Origin of the sequence: Shewanella olleyana (assembly GCF_023283825.1) — a bacterium.
GTDB lineage: Bacteria > Pseudomonadota > Gammaproteobacteria > Enterobacterales > Shewanellaceae > Shewanella > Shewanella olleyana.
This window is the reverse complement of sequence record NZ_JAKILD010000018.1, coordinates 59,403-81,049: the sequence shown is the minus strand read 5'-3', so window position 1 is coordinate 81,049 and position 21,647 is coordinate 59,403. Positions and strand designations below refer to the sequence as shown.

Genomic DNA, 21,647 nt, shown 5'->3' with positions numbered 1-21,647 from the left:
AGTATGTCCTGTTTATGGCCTTTACTAACTTGGTTAATTTAGCTGATAAAAAAGGCTTAATAAATAAGCCTTTTTTGATTGTTACCTAACGTCGCTTTGATTGAAACTAGTCAATTCTTCCTGCGCCATCACTGGCTGAACATAAGTAAATAATGGCTTCAATTGCCGTTTCTTTAAAGTACTTATCTTCAATGGCATTCACCACTTCATCAGTGAGTTCATGATCGATTAATGCGACTATGCAACCATCGCTCATTCTCACGCCGCCACGATTGCCAATGACTTGCTTGATGATACTGACTAAGGTGTCGATTTCAGGGGTGGTAATGTCAAAGTCGGTTTTCATCGACTCATGAGATTGCGCCATTAATTGGCTAAAGCGAGGCATATCATTTTGGCCAAGGGCTCTAGCGGCATTAACTGTACGCTGGTTTTCACTCAGTACGTGTTTAGCTCTGGCAAATAGCTCGTCACCTAATCGATCTTTTTCACGATTAAGTTGTACTAGGCTCACTTCACGTAATGATTCTATAGCGAGTAACTCGTTGATTTCTGCACACTGTTGTTTGCGTTTATCAAAACGCTCAATGAGGCTTTGACGATCAATGTTTGGATCAACGATCAATAAGCTTAGGTTTTCTGGGATCGAGACTGGATCGCTATCAAGCTCTAAACAATCAATCAATAAAGCATGATCGGCCTCAGCTTGGGCACTAATGATTTGATCCATGATGCCAGATTCAGTCTTGATGAATCGATGTTCACCACGCTGGGCAATTTGAGCAATCGCGAGAGGCGACAGGTGCAACTGACTGGCGTAGCTAATCGCAGTACCAAACGCGACTTCTAACGCAGCAGAAGATGACATGCCAGCGCCTAAAGGCACATTGCCGACAATAGCGAGATCAAGCCCTTTTGCTTTAAGGCCTGATTGATACATTGACGCGGTAAATCCTTTTAAATACTTGCCCCAGCTGCTTTGGTCTTGGGTAGAGCCTTCTTCACCAAACTTCCACTGTTCAATTTGACCTGGAAAAGCATCAGTAACAGCTCTGAAAGTATTATCGCTACGTTCTTTAACGGCGATAACAGTGTGAAAATTAATTGCAGCGGGTAAAACGAATCCTTCGTTATAATCCGTGTGTTCGCCAATGATATTGACGCGACCTGGTGCTTGATACAGGTCATCAGCCGTAGTTCCAAATGTTTGTACAAACAACTTCATGGCTTTTTGAGCAGGATTAGACATACAGTTACAGTTCCAAAGAATGCCGAGTTACGTAAAAAAGCTACGCACTTAGTTACGTACTAAGTTACTTATATCGTATTGACTTACTTAACCTTAAATCTAGTCGAAAGTGAGTTAATTGCGCGATAGATATGTGATTTATATCACGATTGGTCCGAGGTGTAACTAGGATTACTTATTTTGATTCCATTTGAACATCAATGTGAGTATTTTTTGAGTAAATTCATGTTGGTTAAAGTAATTTGTACTCACAAAGAGGTATTTGGCTGGCTGGATTATTCTATTTTGCGAACAATATTAGGTATTACTGATGTGAGCTGGCATATCGAGAAGGGAGAATATGCCAGCAGGTTAAAGCTTAATCAGGCTTTAGTCTTTTTTAGTGATCCGTCGACTTAAGGCTGACTGACTAATACCCAACATTTGCGCCGCAGCCGTTTGATTATTGGCTGTACGGCTCATGGCTTCATCAATCAATGCTTGGTTCATATCAGCGAGTGTCGGCAGTACTTGCGGGAATATGATGCCGCTTCCGCTATGCTCACCCGCAGACTTATGTTCATTAATCGCTTCCATAAAAGGTGATATATTAAGTTGTATGCCATCACTACGGCTCACAGCATCAAATATCATGCCCTTTAGTTCATGCAAATTGCCCGGAAAGTCATAGCACTGCAATTGGGTTGCTAAATCACTTGGCTGTAATGGCGGCGTTAGATTCATCTCATCAGCTGCTAATGATATGAAGTGATTGATCAACATGGCGATATCCAATTTACGCTGCCTTAATGGCGGTAAATGAATTTTATGGGCGCGTAAACGATATAAAAGATCGCGTCTAAACTGGCCCGCTTGATTAAGTGCAAGTAAGTCATGTTGAGTGGATGCAATGATGCGGCAGTGAACAGGATAGGGACGGTCACTGCCAATGGGGTAGTATTGTTTTTGCTGTAAAACATCCAACAGTTTAGCTTGAGACGACAAGGGCAAGTCACCAATTTCGTTTAAATAAAGCAGCCCCTTTCCTACTTGGTGCAATGCGCCAGCTTGTGATTTACCCGGCTCTTGGCTTAACTGGCCAAACAGTTGTAATTCAAATGCGCTCTCACTGATACCCGCTAAATTCACGTTTACAAAAGGGGCATCAGCACTACACAGCTGGTGGCAACTTTTAGCAAATTCATCTTTGCCGGTGCCGCTTTCACCGTAAATTAAAATAGGTTCAGGACTGAAGGCGACCGCCTCTAAATACCTAAATTGATCGAGTAAATTGGGCTCGCAAGTGAGGATGTTATTAAATGCGCTTGGCTGGCTGAGGGTTTTACTTAAAAAGCTTTCTTTAATGCGGTGGTAATTACGCTCAAGACCAACGACCTCTAGAGCTTGTCGTACGGTTAATGCTAAATCAGCCACATCATCAGTTTTAATAAAGTAGTTATAAGCACCATTCTTTATACACCGAACGGCAGTATCAACTTCATTCACACCCGTGACAATAATCACTCGAGTGTTAGGGTGGTCAAGGCGGATTTGTGCTAATAAATCTTCCCCTGAATGAAATGGCATGGTTAAGTCTAATAACACTAAGGCGTAATCAGTGCCCTCTAAACGGTTCATCACTTGGCGGCTATCCACGCAAGTATCAATCACAGCTTCAGGCACTAAACGATTCAAGGTTACCGCTAAGGTTCTTAACCAAGGCGCTTCATCATCAACTAATAGAATATTACGTGCGAGTTTCACGGTTTAGCTCCTTGCTGGGCTTGTGTTAAATGCTTTGGTGTTCAATGCTTCGGTGTTCAATGCTTCGGTGTTCAATGCTTCGGTGTTAAATGTGTCGGTGTTCAATGGTGGTAGCGCACTGAATACGAGGGTAAAGCAACTGCCTTCATTAAGGGTGGAAGTGACTTTCATATGGCCATGGTGTTCTTTCAAAATTCGGCTACAAACAGATAAACCTAAACCACTACCGCCATGGGAGCGCCTTGTAGTGAAAAAAGGTTCTGTAATCCGTTTGAGAGTTTCTTTGTTCATGCCGCTGCCGTTATCTTCAACACAAATATAAGCAGCTGTTTCAGTGCTGAAGGTTTTAATCGAAATAAGCCCTGTTCCAGCAGGTGTGGCATGACAAGCATTTTGGATCAGGTTAATCATCACTTGATGCAATTGCTGCGCATCGCCGTTAATCAGCGGGCTAGGTTGCTGTAATTCAATATTCACTTGATAGCGTTTTAACTGGTTAGATGTCAGACGCTGCGCCACTTGTACCACTTCATTTAAGCTAATGGATTGATGATTTGCGGCAATGTTGGGCAATGCATAACGTTTTAGGTCGTTCACAATGCGAGAAATACGTTTAGCGCTTTCTTCCACTACTTCAGTGCTGTGGCTTATTTCATCAAATGCTGCTTGAGGCTCAAGTCCTGCCACTAACCAAAAAGGGTTTTGTTGTTGGTAATAGTCAGCAGCGGGGCGTAAATCTTTCATCGCCTCAGCAAACAGCGCAATAGAATGAATGATAATCCCAGTGGGGTTATTAATTTCATGTGCAACACCTGCGGAAAGTTCGCCAAGTGAAGCCAAACGGCTTGCTTCGTCATTGGCTTGGCGAAGGTGTTGCTGCTCGGTGTTTTCTTCTAGCAATACTACGGCTTGTTCATCAGCAATGGGGTGAATTTGCACTTGCCAGTATTGGGCTAAATAACCCATATCGGCGATGAGTGATTTTTTAGACTCAATCACCGATTTTACACTGGCACTTAAATCAAATGGGGTGCCATCGACATAATGAAACTGACTGTGGGTCAATAACTGATTATTATCGTTACTCCACAGGCACTTCATCTGATGATCAAATATCGTCATCCCATGAGGAATACCATCAAGTACAGCCTGAAACTGTTGTGATAAAGAGCGAATTTTTTGCTCGGCAATTTCACGCTGCTCTAGCTCAAGAGCGAGGGCTTCAGAGCGATACTTTAGGCTGCGACTTACTGAAAAGGTATACAACATCCCCATGGCCGAAATAATCGAAATGACGATGGATAGGGTAAGCATTTTTCTTTGGGTCGAGGTTATGTCGAATTTTTCTCGGCCCATACCAAACCATTTATTGACCAGTCTGTCGTATTCTCCCGAGATTTTTAACTGTCTTAATGCATCGTTAATTTCTTTTAGTAAGGCAGCATTTTCTGGGTTACTGACAAAGGTAAATGCCCCGAAAATCAGCGCGTCACTTGAACTTCGTACCAAAGGATATTTGGGTTGCAGACGCCGCGCGACGAAGTTTTCAGCCAGTACCACATCGACTTCATCAGTCATTAATTTTTGAAAGCCCGTTTCATATAAATCGACTTTTACTTGGGTAAAGTTTTGCGGTTGATTAGTTAAAAACACATCCACAAAAGCGCCACTTTTGATCGCGACTCTTTTACCGACTAAATCAGACCAATTGTCGATGTAATCTTTGCCTTGCAGGGTATAGGCCTTGGCATGGGTGGCATAAATTGGATCTGATTGGCTTAATTCACGTCTTACATTGGTTGGGCTCACTACTGCAACAACATCAATCTGGCTGTTTGCATCATGCATGTCTGTCATCAACTGCTGAAAAGTCTTGCGTCGCACCATTATTGGCTTATCTAGCAATTGGCCAATGCTGTTCATTAATTCAACATGAAACCCTTGATCAACGCCGTTATCTCGCCACTCCAAAGGTGCAGTTGTGGAATGCACGCCAAAGACGATGGTTTCCTTTGCGATTGAAGGAAAACTGAATAGTAACAATAAGCCGAGCCAATATTTCATCAAGGTTAATCAATCATCAGCAGTTACAACGTGCTTGCACTTTAGCAAATCGTAATCTTCATAACTGTGGCATTGAGCGTAAATTTGGCAGAAAGGCTGAGCCACTTAGATAGCAAAAATGGATAATTTGATAAGTGACATTAGTTAAAACGAGTTTGTGAAGATGATCACTTAGCACTATGCAAAACCGCATAGTGCTGAATTGGGCTATGCGGTTTTGCATAGGGATAAATGCTATATGTGATCGGCTGTTAATTTTGTAAGTATGTCTGATAAGTTCGGTTGAGTGATGGACCAAACAGCGTGAAAATTAAGTTAAATCAGGTTCAGTAGCAAATGTGATGACCAAAAGGCATGGCAGAGAATGGCGAATTAGCGTCATGGCTACATTAAAGGAGTTACCATGAAATTAACACGATGCGCAGCGCTATTAGCTGCATTACTCGGTTCAGCTGGCTTAGTTGGCGGCGCAATAGCAGCAGACAATCTTGCTGATTTTCACTCTGAAAATCAAGAATGTGAAAGTTGTCACTTACCAAGTGGTGAATTATCGAATGACAGCCTTACATTTGAAAATGAGCAATGTGTTTCGTGTCATGGCACGCTAGCTGAAGTGGCGGAAAACAATACTCGTGAAAACTACAATGCCCATGAATCTCACTTTCCCGGCGATGTCGCATGTACGACTTGTCATAGTGGTCACGAAAAATCAGTTGTTTACTGTGACTCTTGCCATAGCTTTGATTTCGATATGCCATTTGGTAGCAAATGGGAGCGTTACGAGCCTTCAATTGCTGAGCTAGCTAAAGATTCTGCAGACCGAAAAGCGGCATTAGCAGCAGCGCCGAGTGACACAGTAAATGTTGTGGTTGTCGGTTCTGGTGGTGCAGGCTTCTCTGCTGCAGTGGCTGCAACAGACAAGGGCGCTAAAGTCATTTTAGTTGAGAAAGAGCCTGTCATTGGCGGTAACGCTAAACTTGCAGCTGGCGGCATGAACGCTGCTTGGACAGATCAACAAAAAGCCAAAGATATCGTAGATAGCGTTGAGTCTATGTACAAAGACACCATGAAAGGTGGCCGTGACTTAAATGACCCTAAATTGGTTGAAGTACTAACGTCTCATTCTAAAGGTTCAGTGGACTGGATGACTGAAATGGGCGCCGATTTAAATGATGTTGGTCGTATGGGCGGCGCATCAGCTAATCGTTCACATCGTCCAACAGGTGGCGCTGGTGTGGGTGCTCACGTTATTCAAGTGCTTTACGATAATGCTTTAGAGCGTAAAGTCGACATGCGCATGAACACTCGCGGCGTTGAAATTATTAAAGATGATTCGGGTAAAGTAGAAGGTTTACTGGTTAAAGGTCAATACACAGGGTACTACTGGATTAAAGCTGATGCCGTTGTGATGGCAACCGGTGGATTTGGTCGCAATAATGAGCGTGTTTCTCAATACGATCCTAAACTGAAAGGCTTTATTTCAACTAACCAACCTGGCGCGACAGGTGATGGTCTTGATGTTGCTGGCAATGCTGGCGCAGGCATGACTGATGTTAAGTACATCCAGGCTCACCCAACCTTATCGGTAAAAGGCGGCGTGATGGTGACTGAAGCAGTACGTGGTAACGGCGCGATTTTGGTTAACAAAGAAGGTAAGCGCTTCGTCAACGAAATCACCACTCGTGATAAAGCGGCGGCAGCGATTTTGAACCAAACGGGTAAAGTAGCATACTTAGTCTTTGATGACTCAGTACGTAAATCACTGAAGAAAATTGATAAGTATATCCAACTGGGTGTTGTGCCTTCAGCTGACTCTCCTGAAAATTTAGGTAAGGTAGCAGGGATTGATGGAAAAGCATTAACGGCATCAATTGCGCAGTACAACAAATTGGTTGCCGCAGGTAAAGATACTGACTTTGAACGTCCTAACTTACCTCGCTCTCTAAATGAAGGTAACTATTACGCTATCGAAGTCACACCAGGCGTTCACCATACAATGGGGGGTGTATCGATTGATGATAAAGCTGAAATCCTATCTGAAGAAAAGAAAGTGATTCCAGGTTTATACGGCGCAGGTGAAGTGACTGGTGGTGTTCATGGTGCCAACCGCTTAGGTGGTAACGCAATCTCTGACATTATTACTTTCGGTCGCTTAGCAGGTGAACAAGCGGCTGCTTACTCTAAAAAATAAGCAGTAAACTAGACTGTAAAAGCGAGTTTGTAAGAACGAAATTATAAAGTTAGTGATGTCCTTGTCCCCTTAAGGGTATCAAACCAAAAGTGAGCCTATTGGCTCACTTTTTTATTTGTAACGCACTAAAATACAATGGCTTGTTTGGGTATTAAGGTTTTTTTGAACAGAGTATTTATTTAATTAACTATCCTGAATTGAGGTTAACTAAGCGCTTACTCAATATCGCATAGGTTGCGCTTTTTATGCCTGACTTCAAGCTTAAGTTGTGATCATAAATAGGTTAAGACTTTACAAACTATCATTATCATTTTCATTGAGGATGATTTTATGTAAAAAATTAGTTGGGAAAATCTTTATCTGTATCGTTTGATTTAAAAAGCGTGAAACCTTTCACTATTGTGGATATGCTTTAAACACAGAAAAGGTTTATTTTACTCGTTTAAAAATGGAGCAGTATTTGTGTCCTCGCTTAACAAAGTCATATTAGGTAAATTCGTCCACATTGTATGGCTGAGCACCATAGCAAGTTGCTATTCTAGTTACAGTCATGCTGACCAATTTGAATTAGAAATAGGGGCTTTCTTTTCTCAAGCCAGCACGAATATTCGTGTGTATGATCCTATTAATGAAAAGTATGATGACCTTAATTTCGAATCAGATTTGAATTTGCCAGATGACAAACACCTACCTTATTTCAGCGCTGAATACCGTTTTAATGATCGCCATCAGATCTATCTAGATTGGCGTGGATTAGAGCGAAATGGCATTCAAGAGCATGTTCACCACCCATTTCAAATTAAGTTAGACGGCAACCTTTACCATGTTGATGCTTCAGCGAGCTTATCTACAGAGCTCGACTTAGACATTATGAGGCTTGGATATGGATATCAGTTTTTTGCGTCAGAACACCTTAATATGCACTTCTTGGTTGGAGTACACATTACCCGACTTGGCTTAGGGTTTGAGGGTGATATTGATATTATTGCTGAAGATGCGAGCTCAGATACAAGCGTTGAAGGACAGATTTATGAATCTGTTACCGCCCCTTTACCCAATATGGGCTTGTTGATTGAACATCATTTAAGCGAGAAGCTGATGCTGAAAAGCCATTTACATGCTTTTTATTTAAAGTTTGATGAATTAACAGGGTGGATGTATGAAGTTGAATTTGGCGCTAAATACAATGTTACCGATAATTTTAGTGTGACAGCAACGTATAACTATTATGAAATAGGAGTCGACTCTCAAACGGAATACACTGAATTAGATGTCACGTATCAATTTTATGGACCTATGCTGAAAGTAGCTTACCAGTTCTGAAAATAAACCCATTAAACATATTAGTTCATTGCAGCAGCGCCTTTATATGAGGAGCTGTTGCATATTAGATTAACCTGAGCTCGGGATAACAACTTGCTTTCTAGAGGTTATTTTTACTGATAACGGCGTTAAATTTGTTTGCAATAGGCCAGCTATTGGCGCACAAATTTACCTTGTTCTAAGCAAAAAATATCTCTCTAGAATAAGATTGAAAGCAAACATGTAATAATTCAACAGTTTAACTAACTTCTTATCCCGAGTTCAGGTTAGATTCTACGGCTTACTTAACGTCTGGGTTATTTCAGGTGATGCGCTGGCTTTATCAACTTCTGTATCTACTTCTGTCTTAGGCTCCAGTAACTCGTGGATCACGTTATCAACGAAACCTGCACCAGCTGCTTCATACAAGTTATAAACGCTGTTTACCCCTTGCTCTTTAAGAGATTCTGCATCTTCAGAGTACTGAACAATCGCGCTGATTTTTCCCTTGTATTCTAATTTCTTTAATTGTTCTACTGCAAACATATTACCCACGTGATGTGGCATTGCTAATAGCACTAATTCTAGGCTCGGTGCCCGCTCAAGCTTTTCCCAAAAGTCGGTATCGCTTGCATCACCTTGCACAACATTACGGCCTTCTTGGCGATGAAAGTCGACTAACTCTTGCTTGTGCTCAATCCCTAATATCTCGCCACTGTATTTGCTGCGTAGCTCATCATAAGCGCCGGAACCAATACGACCCATACCTAAGATTAAGAAGCGTGGGTTACCCACTGGGATTTGTCTATCTTCTGGATGAAGTGGATGTTTTTCAAGTGTGGTGAGAGTGGCTTGAAACTTTTGATATAAGCGATTCACACTGGCATTTAGTGGCGCTGCAATTAAGAAACTGATACTTAATGCAACCGCTAAAATAATTAACCACTCTGCTGGTAGCCAGCCTTTTTGCGCCGCAACGGCAGCGACAATCAAACCGAATTCACTGTAATTGCCTAAGTTAAACGAGGCGAATAAAGAGGTACGCGCACGCAATTTAAAGCGGGTGAGGATGAAAAAGAAAAGTAATACTTTAAAGGGGATCAATAAGACCAGTAAACCTGCGAGCCCAATATCTTCGATGGTGGGTAAGCCATTTAAACCAATGGTTAAGAAGAAGGCGACTAAGAACAGTTCTTTAAAGTAATAAATTGATTTAGCTAGTTCAGAGGATTTTGCGTGACCTGCCAGTAAAATACCCATGATCAAGGCTCCTAAATCGGGTTTTAAGCCAACCGCTTCAAACAGCCAAGCACCCATGACAAGTGCCATGGCGAGACCAAATAAAATCAGCATTTCACCGTGGCCGACACGATCAAACACTTTATAAATGACGGGCTTTAGCAGTGGTAGTAACAATAAACCAAAGGCATAAACCGAAGGGAAATCACCTTTAGAAATCGTTAAAAACAGCACCGCGAAGATATCTTGCATAATCAAGATACCGATAGCGATTCGGCCATATAGTGCTTGGCCATCACCGTTTTCATCTAACACTTTTACCGCAAATACCGTACTAGAGAAGCTTAGCGCAAAACTTAATAGCAAGAGCTGGTTAATCTCAAGATCAACCAATCTATCCAAGCCTACCAAACCTAATAATTTAAGGATGGGTAAAAAGAATAGAATCGAGCCAACTAAGTGGAGGCTGGAACTGGCCCAAATTTCCGATTTCAGTAAGCTTTTAACATCCAATTTTAAGCCAATGGCGAACAGTAACAGCATGACACCCAAGTCGGCTAACTCTTGTAGCAGTGGAACACTTTCATCTTGTATGCCAAAGATAAACAGTAAAAAACCAGCCGCTAAATAACCAATGAGCGGAGGGAGTCCCACTCGGCTGACTAGCATGCCGCAAAGAAGGGTGATGATGAATATTGCAGGTTCCATAAAGCCTTAATTCTAGTTGTTGAAAAGGGGTTGTAGATAAGTAGATTGTATAAGAAAAAAGTTAACTTGATATTAAAATGTCATCATAAAATAAAAAAAAGACCAATTTAAAAATTAAATTGGTCTTTTATCATTGGGTTATAAAACCCTGAAACTACTTTTCAAGTAATAAATCCAAGTGTTCAGCAAAAGGTTTAGGTTTCATAAACCCTGTTACTCGTAGATCTTCACGTTGGTCAGCATTTTTATCGAACATGATAAGGGCTGGTAACCCAAGAACGCTGAAATACTCCATCAATTCGACATCAACTGCATCGGTTTTGGTGAGGTCAGCCTTAAGTAAAATAATTTGCTCTAAACGTTCAATCACCATAAGGTCTTTAAAAGTGATATTTTCAAACTCTTTACAGGCCACACACCAGTCAGCGTATAAATCTAGCATCACGTTTTTACCGCTAATGCTGGCTTTATCTAATTCAAGTTCTAAATCTTCTACTGACTTAATCAGTTTAAATTTTACCTGTTTAGCTGGCGCAGTTTGGTTTATTTCATTGCTGATAGATGGCGCTTGTAAGCCCATCGCAGACATCACAGCTTGGAAACCGTAAGAGAAACTCGCCAATAATGCCAGCATGAGTACAATGCCACGGCTAGTTTGCTTCCAGTTAAACTCTGACAGTTTGTTTTGGTGGATAAGGTAGCCTGTTAAGCCAATGCCCCATAGTGACCAAAGTACATCAGAAACAACGCCTGGCCAGATACGATCAATCATGACGATAGAGACTGAAATCAGTAAGAAACCGAATATGGTCTTAATGATATCCATCCAAGCGCCTGCTCTTGGCAATAACTTACCGCCTGATGTGCCGATAATAAGCAGTGGTACACCCATACCCATGCTTAATACATAAAGGGCTAAGAAACCTTGGAGTAAGTCGCCACTTTGAGCCACGTAGATCAATGCGCCAGATAATGGCGCTGTTGTACAAGGTGAAGCCACTAAACCTGAAATTACTCCCATAAAGAACACCCCAATCAGGTTGCCACCTTTTTGGTTATTCGACAGTGTATTCATCTTATCTTGCCATTTACCTGGCAGACGTAATTCGTACATACCAAACATAGATAAACTTAGTAGCACAAACATCACTGCTAAGAAAATCAGAATGGCGGGGTGTTGCAGCGCTGCTTGGAACTTAAGCCCAGCTGAGGCCACCACTAAACCCAGTAGTGAGTAGGTAATGGCCATACCTTGAACATAGGCCATCGACAAAGTGAAGGCTTTTGCCGTTGATAATTGCTTACCTTGGCCAACAATAATGCCAGACAAGATGGGATACATTGGGAAAACACACGGAGTTAAGGCTAAACCAATACCTAAGCCAAAGAAGATTACCAAGGTCCACATTAAACTGTCGTTAGCCAACATTTGGCTTAAGCTATCTTGTTGGGTGATAGGCTCAGAAGTGTTTGTGTTATTTGATTCAGTAGCTGTGCTATCAGTAGCAGTATCGCTAGGTGCACCACCAATAATGGCTTTCTTTTTTGGCAGTTTGCCATCATTTGCAGCAACGGCTTCAAGGTCTACATCACGTTTAGTTGGTGGGTAACATAATTTGCCTTCAGCACAGCCCATAAAGGTGACTTGTACTTTAGAGCCTGCTGCAGCCTCTTTTAGCGCTAACGGTAACTCAACATAAGAGTAGTAAACTTGTTGTTCACCAAAATATTCATCATCGTGCATCTTACCTTTTGGTAGCGCGATATCACCAATTACAGCGCCATCGGCACTAAAGGTCAGTTTGTCCCGATACATGTAATAGCCTTCGGCTATGACAAAATTAATCGCGATTTGATTACCATCTTGCTTGTAATCAAACACAAACGCCTGCTCAACAGGCATTAACTCTGGCTCGTCCTGCAGGAAACTAAATTTATTGCTGTTACTAAAAATGTCTTCACTGTGTGCTAATGGCGATAGCAGAAGCAAACTGGTCAATATAAGCGCAAATATTCTTTTCATGATTGAGAGGTTTCTTTTATCCAATGTAAATAATTTGGCAAGCCTTGAGTAATAGGCGTAGCGATTAATTCTGGTACTTCATAGGGATGTAAATCGATCACTATTTTTTCTATCGCATCATAATTACCTGCCATGCATTTTATGTGCATAGCGACTTCACTACTATGACAAATCTCACCTTCCCATATATAAACTGACTCAACTTGAGAATGCAGTTGTACACAGGCGGCGACTTTAGCATTAACTAATGCCGCGGCGAGCTTTTAGCACTGGCGATATCTGGACAAGTTGTTATAACTAATAAATAGCTTGCTGACATAAGGTATCTATCATCCTTGGTTTCTCTTAAAGTTAGCTTAAGCTTAATAACCTAAAATAGGTTAATGCCAATACTTTTTGAATTTAATCATAATTCGCTAATGTATCTCACTTTTGTTCAGTACCATTTTGTTAAGTACAATCTTGTTGAGTACAATAGCAAATTACGTGAGCATTGTTAGTCGCCTAATTCAGTTGCGATTAACGATAATCTCGATGCGTCTTGAATTAAGACCCGATTACCCCCATATATTGTTCATACCCAATGAAATAATTGAGGCCAACATGCTGTTAGTTTTGTTTTTAGTTTTTATTCTTGTTCCTGCTATTGAGTTATCGGTATTGATCTCAGTAGGGGATGTGTTTGGCCCATTGAACACTGTCGCGTTAGTTTTTCTAACCGCAATTGTCGGTGTTTCATTGGTTCGTAGCCAAGGTTTAAGTACCTTAATGTCGGTGCAATCTAAGCTTGAGCGCGGTGAAGCGCCAGGTAAAGAAATTGTCGAAGGCATGATGCTAGCGGCGGCAGGTTTATTATTATTGTTTCCAGGTTTTGTCACTGACTTTATCGGTTTATTACTGTTAACTCCAATTACACGTTCACCGATTGCCAGTTATGTATTTAAACGGATGCAAATGCGTGTGGTTGCTGGTGGCGGTTTCCAAGGTCAAGCAGGTCAAAACCCTTTTGGGAATGGCAGCCCATTTGGCCAAAATCAAAATCCATTTAACCAAGATGGCAATACCTTTGACGGCGACTTTGAGCGCAAGTTTGATCCAAATGATTTAACCCCTGAGTCGCATCAGGTTGAAGTGAAAGATATTACCCCAGCAGATAGCGGTGATAAAAACGCCAGTGTTGAAAAGTCTGATGATAAAAAGTCTGATGATAAAAAGACGAGTGAGAACAGCGACGCTGATAAAAAATCATAAGCTGGTCTGGCAGATTAAAAAAGCCGCTTGAGTCATTGCCTCAAGCGGCTTTTCGTTATCTTTTTAACTATTTCATAGAGTGTAAGCCTGTTTAGCATTAACTCTTTTTTTGCTCATCCATTTTCTTTCCCATCAAATAAGCACTAACAGTACCGCCTATCCAGCAAGCGAGTAACACAAACCAGGCAAGGTTTAATGACTGGGGTAAATTAGTCGTCATACTTTGATGAACCGCGTCGTAAATACTGTAAAAATCCATTGGCATATTGCCAGCGACAATCTCATCGGCAATAACTTGGGCACGTGTCATCACTTCGGTCATTATCACGCATAAACTCACGAAACAGGCGGCGATAATGCCCCAGCCAATGGCCTTTTTACCTAAATATAAATGGCCTGTGCCAGGACAGACAAAAGCGTTTAACAGCGCTGCATTGACCGATTTACTCATGAACTTTCCTAGACTATGTTGATTGGTTACTGAGTCAGCATTATCTTAAAGAATGCCTTTCTCTCAATACACCATTAATTATGGAATGCTGCAATAGCTGATTAATGAAGCTTAATCATGACTGCTGAGTTAATGCTAACGATAAAGAGCTAAGCTTAATTTAAGCTATTGATTCTTTGAGATTCAATCTACAAAACTTGATTCACAGTTTTTAATCAATAGTTCTTAATCAACAGCTCTTTATCAATAACGCTGAAACTATAGCGCTGAAACTATAGCGCTGAAACTATAGCGTTGAATCCGCAGAGTTAGTTATTTTATCGCTATTGTAGTGCTTTTGGGCTGTGTCAGGTTCAGTTATCCGACTGGCCATCATGTAGCAAGCAATGCCCATGATGGTATTGGTCACTGGCAGTGCAATCAGCAAACCTTTTACCCCACCTAAATACAAACCTATCGCGGCTAATGGCAGCATTAACACGAATAGGCGTACCAAGTTAATCACTAATGACATCATTGGGCGGTGGTAGGCATTTAAGCAAGTCGCAAAAATAATCACTACCGCTAATGGACCATATGCAGCAGGCAGCACTTGAATGTAAAAGCTTAACCAGTCAACAACTAATGGGTCGTTACTGAATAGCTCAGCAATTCCGTGGCCGCTAAAAAAGATAGGCACATACAGTAAGGTTTGAAAAACTAAGGCAAAGCGAAGTGACATCATCATGCCGTCTTTAGCGCGCTGATGTTGCCCCGCGCCTAAGTTTTGGCCAACAAAAGGCATTAAGCTTGAAGTGAGCGACATGCACACTACGATGAATAAGGTTTCAAGGCGAATACCAGCGCCAAATGCTGCGACAGCCCCTTGGTCTGCACGGGCAAGCATCGCCAAAATAACCCCATTAGCGATTGGGTTAAGCATGTTCATTAATGCTGCAGGGCGGGCAATGTGGCCGAGTCTTTTCCAATTAGATCTTATACGCAGCTTACACAAGGTCATTAATTCAAGTATGCGCTTTTTCCAAATAAGAATATAAGTGGACACTGTGAATGCAACGACCCAGGAAATTAATGAAGCAATGGCAGCGCCTTGAATTTCTAATCGAGGAAATGGGCCCAAACCAAAGATTAAAATGGGATCAAGCACTAAGTTGATAATGGCTGCAACAGACATGATGATAGCTGGAGAGCGGGTGTCACCCGTTGCTCGTATGCCTTGGTTACCGACCATCAGCAGCACCAGTAGCGGTGCGCTGCAAAACCAAATCAGCATATAGTCGTGGATCAGCGGTAGGCTTTTTTCATTGGCGCCCATTAAGGTAAATAAAGGGTCGATAGTCGCAATGCCGACGGCCACCAAAACACTGATGAGTAAGAAAGTCAGTAGCATGGCATCAAATAAAAAGCTTTTGGCTTTATCGGTATTACCGCTACCAATAAGCCGCGCAAGGTTGGTGGACACTGCAGCGCCGATACCAATGGCGATACTGGCAAATACAATGGCAACAGGGAAGGTAAAACTGACAGCCGCCAACGCATCAGTGCCTAAACGACTAATGAAATAGGTATCTATCAGGCTGCCACCATAAATGGTGAGGATACCGATAAGGTTTGGGAGGCTCATTGTAAAGAGTACGCGACCAATTGGCGCACTTAGCAACCCATGTTTATCTTTCATCAATCTCGGCTTTAACATGACAACGGGGGACAAATTCTATCAGCATTCATCATGCTTTAAAAAATACTAGCTACAATTTTTACAAAAAAATCGCAGTTTTTTTATTGCCGCCCTTGGAACTGTGATCATCAACCCCCATATATCAAACATTAAAGGGATTTATGCCCTTATCATTTGTTTAAACCGCCTCGTTTGTGGGCAGCAATTATTAGGAGAGTCCGTAGATGAATATTCGTCCATTACATGACCGTGTAATCGTTAAGCGTTTAGAGGTTGAGTCAACTTCAGCGGGTGGCATCGTATTAACAGGCAGTGCTGCAGAAGTATCAACACGTGGTGAAGTCCTAGCTGTGGGCAATGGTCGCATCTTAGAGAACGGTACAGTTAAAGCACTTGACGTACAAGTTGGCGACGTAGTGATTTTCAATGAAGGTTATGGCGTGAAGAAAGAAAAGATTGATGGTGAAGAAGTACTTATCCTATCTGAATCAGACTTAATGGCAGTTGTAGGTTAATCCTCGTTATTAACTCGCTTTCAAACATCTCAAATTTTAAGGAACAGACAAATGTCAGCAAAAGAAGTTAAATTTGGCAGTGACGCTCGCGTTAAAATGCTAGACGGCGTAAACATTCTAGCTAATGCAGTTAAAGTCACTTTAGGCCCTAAAGGTCGTAACGTTGTTTTAGATAAAAGCTTTGGCGCACCACTTATCACTAAAGATGGTGTTTCAGTGGCTAAAGAAATCGAACTAGAAGACAAGTTCGAAAACATGGGCGCACAAATGGTGAAAGAAGTTGCTTCTAAAGCCAATGACGCTGCTGGTGACGGTACTACTACCGCTACTGTTCTTGCTCAATCAATCGTGACAGAAGGTCTTAAAGCGGTTGCAGCTGGCATGAACCCAATGGATCTTAAGCGCGGTATCGACAAAGCGGTTATCGCTGCTGTTGCTGAGCTAAAAGCACTTTCTCAAGAGTGTTCAGACTCTAAAGCGATTGCACAAGTTGGTACTATCTCAGCTAACTCTGACGAATCAATTGGCGAAATCATTGCAACAGCAATGGAGCGTGTTGGTAAAGAAGGCGTTATCACCGTTGAAGAAGGCCAAGCACTAGAAAACGAATTAGACGTTGTTGAAGGTATGCAGTTTGACCGTGGTTACCTATCACCATACTTCATCAACAAGCCAGAAACTGGCAGCGTTGAGTTAGATTCTCCATTCATCTTATTAGTTGATAAGAAAATCTCTAACATCCGCGAATTATTACCAATCCTAGAAGCGTTAGCGAAAACAGGTAAGCCATTGCTTATCGTTGCTGAAGACGTTGAAGGCGAAGCATTAGCAACATTAGTTGTGAACAACATGCGCGGTATCGTTAAAGTGGCTGCTGTTAAAGCACCTGGCTTTGGTGACCGTCGTAAAGCAATGCTACAAGACATCGCTATCTTAACTGGCGGTACAGTAATCGCTGAAGAAATCGGTCTAGAAATTGAAAAAGCAACCCTAGAAGATTTAGGTACAGCTAAGCGCGTAGTTATCACTAAAGATAACGCAACCATCATCGATGGTAACGGCGAGCAAGCTCAAATCTCTGGTCGTGTTTCTCAAATCAAGCAGCAAGTTGAAGAGTCAACTTCTGACTACGACAAAGAAAAACTTCAAGAGCGTATGGCTAAACTTGCTGGCGGCGTAGCTGTTATCAAAGTTGGCGCAGCGACAGAAGTTGAAATGAAAGAGAAAAAAGCCCGCGTTGAAGATGCACTACACGCAACTCGCGCAGCAGTTGAAGAAGGCGTTGTTCCTGGAGGTGGGGTTGCACTAGTACGTGTTGCTTCTAAAATCTCTGAAGTTGAAGTGATCAACGAAGACCAAAAACACGGTGTAATTATCGCACTACGTTCAATGGAAGCGCCACTTCGTCAAATCGCAACTAACGCCGGTGAAGAAGCGTCAGTTGTAGCTAACACAGTTAAAAACGGCACAGGTAACTTCGGTTACAACGCAGGTAATGACACTTACGGCGATATGCTAGAGATGGGTATTCTTGACCCAACTAAAGTAACCCGTAGTGCACTACAGTTTGCTGCTTCTATTGCGGGTCTTATGATCACAACTGAAGCAATGGTAGCTGAAATTCCACAAGACGCAGCAGCGCCAGATATGGGCGGTATGGGTGGTATGGGCGGTATGGGCGGCATGGGCATGTAATTTACTGGTCTAAATCGGTGATTACTGCGTTGCTTCACCACTCGTTTATGAAAAACTAAACGTCGTGGTAAAGCGCCTTGTACTAACACGATTTATCCTACGTAAATGCTCTGTCGGTCTCTAGCCTAAAAGCTTAGAAACTAAAAAAATTGAAAGCCCCGATTCCTAACGGTATCGGGGCTTTTTAGTGCTTTTAACATTAGTTTATTTTGAAGTTATGAGACTTATTCTTGGCACTGAGAGTTTTCTTATCATTAATTATCAACTGGTCGACCAGTTGACTGGTATGACCAGTCTGATATAATCTTCTTACTGAGAATAACTGAGATTTTGGAATGAAGAAACCGACTTGGGGCAACCAAATTTCTGCTCATGCTAAACAAGGTGAAATTGCTTTGAATAGTATGACCTTGACGGCATTATCAGCTGTAAAATTGATATTTGCTTTTAAAAAAGTTTGGTTTGCTGTATTCGGGTATTCCATATATTCCAATATAGAGTGGAGTTGGCTTACTAACATTACCACTTAAGTCGTGGGCTTTTTTAGGTACTCATTTTTATTTATGATTTACTTTTGATCGTTTTTTATCTTTTACCCATAAAACAGAGCCATGTGTTTTTTTCATTTGAAAAAGATCTATTGATGCGAACAAGTCGCTTAGCTTTTTAAACCCGTAATTCCTCTGATCAAAAGATGCATGGTTAGAAATATGAGTTCCTATGGGACCGAGCATTGCCCAACCATCATCCTCTTCTACTGCTTCGATTGCTTGCCTTAGTAGAGTTATAAGTTTTGTATCTCTATTTAAGTTTTTGGGCACTGAAGTTTTAAGTATCTCTAATTCTACTTTTTCGTCTAGAAATAGGAATCTAGAACAGCTATTTACAAATGCAATTGGTGTTTTTCTCTCACCGAAACCAATGACCATTTTACCGTCAGCTAAAGCGCGTGTTACTAAAGGAGTAAAATCACAGTCTGAAGAAACTAAGCAGATTATGTCTACATTTTTAGTGTATAGAACATCCATAGCATCTATAACTAAGGCCATATCTGTAGCATTTTTACCTTTTGTTAAATCGAACTGTTGAATAGGTTGTATAGCAAATTCATGTAAAACATCCTCCCAAGACTTTAAATTTGTACTTTTCCAATTCCCATAGGCTTTACGGATGTTAACGACGCCATATCTCGCTAGCTCAGAAAGTACTTTGTCAATTTTTTTGGAAGGAGCATTATCAGCATCAATAAATACTGCTATTTTATCTTTATCTTTCATTTAAATACCTAACTCTACTTCGCTACTAAAATTTGTTGATTTTGACAATCTTGGCAATTCAAGGTGTAAGTCTCTTTGCGCTTTTACACTTTAGTTTTTTTGCTGTGGCACATGGAGCAGGGTTGCTTCATGGGCGTATTTTTAGTGCATTGATTACAGTTAATGTAATAACCAAACTTACCGTACATTGGGGTGTAGTTTGTTGATTCTCCACAATGTTTACAGCTTAGTTTTACTTGAGGAACGGGTTGAACCTCTTGATAGACATTTGGAGTTTGAGGCTTTGCTATTGGAGTAACTAATTCAGGTATAGGACTTACTGTTTGTTTATGGCTATCAATGTGCTGACTGAGAATGAAGTGTCCAATTGAGTCGAGCTCTTGTTGGCTAAAATAAGGTCGAGTGTCATACACATTAACTTTGCGTAAAAGTTTATTTCCTAGCTTCATTATTTTATGAAGCTTATCGACTAAAAATTCGGATTTCACTAATTGTTCTGATACGACTTTTGGCATGCTATTTCTATCAATAACTGCATCGCTTGATACCACGCAGAGGTGATCCCAACAACGTCCTTTAATACCTTGCTGAATACCAAACATTTTCCCAAGTATTTCGATTTTATGGTGGTTTAGTAGTTCTTTAAATAAGATCTGTTGCTGCTCTACCTGCTTGATTGACGAAGGCATGCCAGACCATTTTTGATTAAAGCTTCGAGTCCATTCACCCTGTTTATTAACCTCCACATTGCCTTTAATACTTTTTGATTCAACGAGTACAAAGCCATAGGGGTAAACGATTAGGTGATCGATTTGAGCGGTTTCATCATTAAAAGTGAATTTGAAATCATTGATGATAAGAATTTCAGGGTTGTCTTTGAACGCTCGGCGAAGAAAAAATGCCACATTCTGCTCTTGCTTTTGACCAGCGACAGCTTGAGGTGTTTGAGCATTTTGAAGTGTTTTATTTTTGAGAATCATTTATCAACAGCATCCATTCATAACTTGATAATAATCAGCACCATAATACTCATAAACAGGCTTTGAAAGCTATAGCATGACTTCCTATTAATAAGGTAAAAATTCATTCCTTAAAAATGCTCTGTTGGTCTCTAGCCTCAAAGCTAAAACGAAGTTTCATGCAAAAGAACTCTTGGTATATACAAAAGCCCAGATATCTAACGGTATTGGGGCTTTTTAGTGGCTTTGAATGTTGGAGAGTTACCTCAAGGTTTATGGCATACTTGTTTTCATGCTATGGATCATTCTAATTATTGTCATTGCGGCCTGCGTATTCTTGCCTGGCTTGTGGGTTAAGCACATCATGGACAAGTTTCAGCAACCAGCTGATCGCTATCGTCAGCAAGGTAGCGGTGGTGAACTTGCTCGTCATCTGCTTGACCGTTTTGGCCTAAATGACGTCAAGGTTGAAGATACTCCCAACGGCGATCATTATGATCCCGCCGACAAGGTTGTTCGCCTTACACCAGATAACTATTCCGGTCACTCCCTAACTGCTGTGACTGTCGCTGCCCACGAAGTAGGCCATGCTCTACAGGATTCTCGCGGCGAGACTATGTTTATCACAAGGCAGAAGCTCGCTAGAGCTGCGATGGTCGGTGAACGTATTGCCGGTATAATGATGTTCGCGGCGCCAGTGGTGTTTATGCTCACCCGTATACCGCAGGCTGGCGCGTTGACTATTTTGATTGGCGTGCTATCGATGGGGTTGAGCACTGTTGTGCATCTGGTGACCTTGCCGGTGGAGTTTGATGCCAGTTATGGCAAGGCGCTGCCCATACTAAAAGAGGGTAACTACCTGCACGACGGTGACCTAAAACATGCGGAGAAGATTCTAAAGGCCGCGGCGCTGACTTACGTGGCTGGCTCGCTGGCTAGCTTACTCAATCTTGGTCGCTGGATAGCGGTGCTGCGGCGCTAATAGGTTTTACCAGTGAATAAGTGGGCCATGAATAAGTGGCTCAAAGTAAACCTTATCTAACAACTAATCAGTCTTTATCTAAAATCACAATCTTGGCAATTCAAGGTATAAACCACATCACACTATTGGACTTTTGCTTTAGCACATGGGGCAAGGCTGCTTTATGGGCATATTTTTAGTGCATTGATGACTGTTAATGTATCAAACAAACTTACCGTGCATTGAGGGGGGGGATTCACCACAATGTCTACAGATGAGTTTTACTTGATGTGCAGGTTGAGCTTGTTTATCTGAATTAGTGAATACGCCTCTTGGTGAAT

General features: G+C 41.6%; 17 protein-coding genes. 7 read left to right on the top strand and 10 right to left on the bottom strand.

Going from position 1 to position 21,647, the window contains the following annotated elements; all coding sequences use genetic code 11:
• Nucleotides 1–106: 106 nt before the first annotated feature.
• From galK to L2735_RS13730, 3 genes are all read right to left on the bottom strand, one after another.
• Nucleotides 107–1,249, bottom strand: coding sequence for a galactokinase (galK, locus tag L2735_RS13740; RefSeq protein WP_248985248.1), 1,143 nt, complete (start codon nucleotides 1,247–1,249; stop codon nucleotides 107–109).
• 369 nt (nucleotides 1,250–1,618) lie between these two features.
• The gene (locus L2735_RS13735) at nucleotides 1,619–2,992 is read right to left on the bottom strand and encodes a sigma-54-dependent transcriptional regulator (RefSeq protein ID WP_248985247.1); all 1,374 of its coding nucleotides are present in this window, start codon (nucleotides 2,990–2,992) and stop codon (nucleotides 1,619–1,621) included.
• A 3-nt stretch (nucleotides 2,993–2,995) separates the two neighbouring features.
• Nucleotides 2,996–5,056 carry an ATP-binding protein gene (locus L2735_RS13730; RefSeq protein ID WP_248985246.1) on the bottom strand — a complete coding sequence of 687 codons (2,061 nt, stop codon included), beginning with the start codon at nucleotides 5,054–5,056 and terminating at the stop codon, nucleotides 2,996–2,998.
• A 403-nt stretch (nucleotides 5,057–5,459) separates the two neighbouring features.
• Between L2735_RS13730 and L2735_RS13725 the strand changes: the two genes are divergently transcribed.
• On the top strand, nucleotides 5,460–7,247 hold the full coding sequence (locus L2735_RS13725; RefSeq protein WP_248985245.1) for a flavocytochrome c: 1,788 nt from the start codon (nucleotides 5,460–5,462) through the stop codon (nucleotides 7,245–7,247).
• Nucleotides 7,248–7,709: 462 nt separating this feature from the next.
• Nucleotides 7,710–8,570: an outer membrane protein gene (locus L2735_RS13720; protein ID WP_248985244.1), complete on the top strand. Its 861-nt coding sequence runs from the start codon at nucleotides 7,710–7,712 to the stop codon at nucleotides 8,568–8,570.
• 273 nt (nucleotides 8,571–8,843) lie between these two features.
• Here the strand turns inward: L2735_RS13720 and L2735_RS13715 are convergent, their stop codons facing one another.
• The 3 genes from L2735_RS13715 to cutA form a co-directional block, all read right to left on the bottom strand.
• Nucleotides 8,844–10,496 carry a cation:proton antiporter family protein gene (locus L2735_RS13715; RefSeq protein ID WP_248985243.1) on the bottom strand — a complete coding sequence of 551 codons (1,653 nt, stop codon included), beginning with the start codon at nucleotides 10,494–10,496 and terminating at the stop codon, nucleotides 8,844–8,846.
• Nucleotides 10,497–10,650: 154 nt separating this feature from the next.
• Nucleotides 10,651–12,519, bottom strand: coding sequence for a protein-disulfide reductase DsbD (locus L2735_RS13710; RefSeq protein WP_248985242.1), 1,869 nt, complete (start codon nucleotides 12,517–12,519; stop codon nucleotides 10,651–10,653).
• Nucleotides 12,516–12,734 carry a divalent-cation tolerance protein CutA gene (gene cutA / locus L2735_RS13705; RefSeq protein WP_346348140.1) on the bottom strand — a complete coding sequence of 73 codons (219 nt, stop codon included), beginning with the start codon at nucleotides 12,732–12,734 and terminating at the stop codon, nucleotides 12,516–12,518. Before cutA ends, L2735_RS13710 begins: the two co-directional genes overlap by 4 nt.
• Nucleotides 12,735–13,122: 388 nt before the next feature.
• Here cutA and L2735_RS13700 point away from each other — a divergent pair, with 388 nt between their 5' ends.
• Nucleotides 13,123–13,770 (top strand): FxsA family protein, encoded by a 648-nt coding sequence (locus tag L2735_RS13700; RefSeq protein WP_248985241.1) that lies wholly within the window; start codon nucleotides 13,123–13,125, stop codon nucleotides 13,768–13,770.
• 97 nt (nucleotides 13,771–13,867) lie between these two features.
• Here the strand turns inward: L2735_RS13700 and L2735_RS13695 are convergent, their stop codons facing one another.
• Nucleotides 13,868–14,221, bottom strand: coding sequence for a hypothetical protein (locus tag L2735_RS13695; protein WP_248985240.1), 354 nt, complete (start codon nucleotides 14,219–14,221; stop codon nucleotides 13,868–13,870).
• Between the two features lie 286 nt (nucleotides 14,222–14,507).
• Nucleotides 14,508–15,899 (bottom strand): MATE family efflux transporter, encoded by a 1,392-nt coding sequence (locus L2735_RS13690; protein ID WP_248985239.1) that lies wholly within the window; start codon nucleotides 15,897–15,899, stop codon nucleotides 14,508–14,510.
• Nucleotides 15,900–16,123: 224 nt separating this feature from the next.
• On the opposite strand from L2735_RS13690, the gene L2735_RS13685 reads away from it, so the two are divergent.
• The 3 genes from L2735_RS13685 to L2735_RS13675 all read left to right on the top strand — a co-directional run bounded on the left by L2735_RS13685 (nucleotide 16,124) and on the right by L2735_RS13675 (nucleotide 18,639).
• On the top strand, nucleotides 16,124–16,414 hold the full coding sequence (locus L2735_RS13685; protein ID WP_248985238.1) for a co-chaperone GroES: 291 nt from the start codon (nucleotides 16,124–16,126) through the stop codon (nucleotides 16,412–16,414).
• Nucleotides 16,415–16,465: 51 nt separating this feature from the next.
• Nucleotides 16,466–18,109: a chaperonin GroEL gene (groL, locus tag L2735_RS13680; protein ID WP_248985237.1), complete on the top strand. Its 1,644-nt coding sequence runs from the start codon at nucleotides 16,466–16,468 to the stop codon at nucleotides 18,107–18,109.
• Between the two features lie 335 nt (nucleotides 18,110–18,444).
• The gene (locus L2735_RS13675) at nucleotides 18,445–18,639 is read left to right on the top strand and encodes a hypothetical protein (protein ID WP_248985236.1); all 195 of its coding nucleotides are present in this window, start codon (nucleotides 18,445–18,447) and stop codon (nucleotides 18,637–18,639) included.
• A gap of 27 nt (nucleotides 18,640–18,666) precedes the next feature.
• Here L2735_RS13675 and L2735_RS13670 read toward each other — a convergent pair whose 3' ends face one another.
• Nucleotides 18,667–19,386 (bottom strand): NYN domain-containing protein, encoded by a 720-nt coding sequence (locus L2735_RS13670; protein WP_248985235.1) that lies wholly within the window; start codon nucleotides 19,384–19,386, stop codon nucleotides 18,667–18,669.
• An 83-nt stretch (nucleotides 19,387–19,469) separates the two neighbouring features.
• Nucleotides 19,470–20,366 carry a nuclease-related domain-containing protein gene (locus tag L2735_RS13665; RefSeq protein WP_428848314.1) on the bottom strand — a complete coding sequence of 299 codons (897 nt, stop codon included), beginning with the start codon at nucleotides 20,364–20,366 and terminating at the stop codon, nucleotides 19,470–19,472.
• A gap of 229 nt (nucleotides 20,367–20,595) precedes the next feature.
• Between L2735_RS13665 and L2735_RS13660 the strand changes: the two genes are divergently transcribed.
• A complete protein-coding gene (locus L2735_RS13660; protein WP_248985234.1) occupies nucleotides 20,596–21,327 on the top strand; it encodes a zinc metallopeptidase in 732 nt (243 codons plus the stop codon).
• Nucleotides 21,328–21,647 lie beyond the last annotated feature (320 nt).

Bases quoted from the DNA above. Each gene is read 5' to 3' on its own strand.
- galK (WP_248985248.1), bottom strand. From the start codon at position 1,249: ATGTCTAATCCTGCTCAAAAAGCCATGAAGTTGTTTGTACAAACATTT.
- L2735_RS13730 (WP_248985246.1), bottom strand. From the start codon at position 5,056: ATGAAATATTGGCTCGGCTTATTGTTACTATTCAGTTTTCCTTCAATC.
- L2735_RS13725 (WP_248985245.1), top strand. From the start codon at position 5,460: ATGAAATTAACACGATGCGCAGCGCTATTAGCTGCATTACTCGGTTCA.
- L2735_RS13715 (WP_248985243.1), bottom strand. From the start codon at position 10,496: ATGGAACCTGCAATATTCATCATCACCCTTCTTTGCGGCATGCTAGTC.
- L2735_RS13710 (WP_248985242.1), bottom strand. From the start codon at position 12,519: ATGAAAAGAATATTTGCGCTTATATTGACCAGTTTGCTTCTGCTATCG.
- L2735_RS13700 (WP_248985241.1), top strand. From the start codon at position 13,123: ATGCTGTTAGTTTTGTTTTTAGTTTTTATTCTTGTTCCTGCTATTGAG.
- L2735_RS13695 (WP_248985240.1), bottom strand. From the start codon at position 14,221: ATGAGTAAATCGGTCAATGCAGCGCTGTTAAACGCTTTTGTCTGTCCT.
- L2735_RS13690 (WP_248985239.1), bottom strand. From the start codon at position 15,899: ATGAAAGATAAACATGGGTTGCTAAGTGCGCCAATTGGTCGCGTACTC.
- L2735_RS13685 (WP_248985238.1), top strand. From the start codon at position 16,124: ATGAATATTCGTCCATTACATGACCGTGTAATCGTTAAGCGTTTAGAG.
- groL (WP_248985237.1), top strand. From the start codon at position 16,466: ATGTCAGCAAAAGAAGTTAAATTTGGCAGTGACGCTCGCGTTAAAATG.
- L2735_RS13675 (WP_248985236.1), top strand. From the start codon at position 18,445: ATGAAGAAACCGACTTGGGGCAACCAAATTTCTGCTCATGCTAAACAA.
- L2735_RS13670 (WP_248985235.1), bottom strand. From the start codon at position 19,386: ATGAAAGATAAAGATAAAATAGCAGTATTTATTGATGCTGATAATGCT.
- L2735_RS13665 (WP_428848314.1), bottom strand. From the start codon at position 20,366: ATGATTCTCAAAAATAAAACACTTCAAAATGCTCAAACACCTCAAGCT.
- L2735_RS13660 (WP_248985234.1), top strand. From the start codon at position 20,596: ATGTTGGAGAGTTACCTCAAGGTTTATGGCATACTTGTTTTCATGCTA.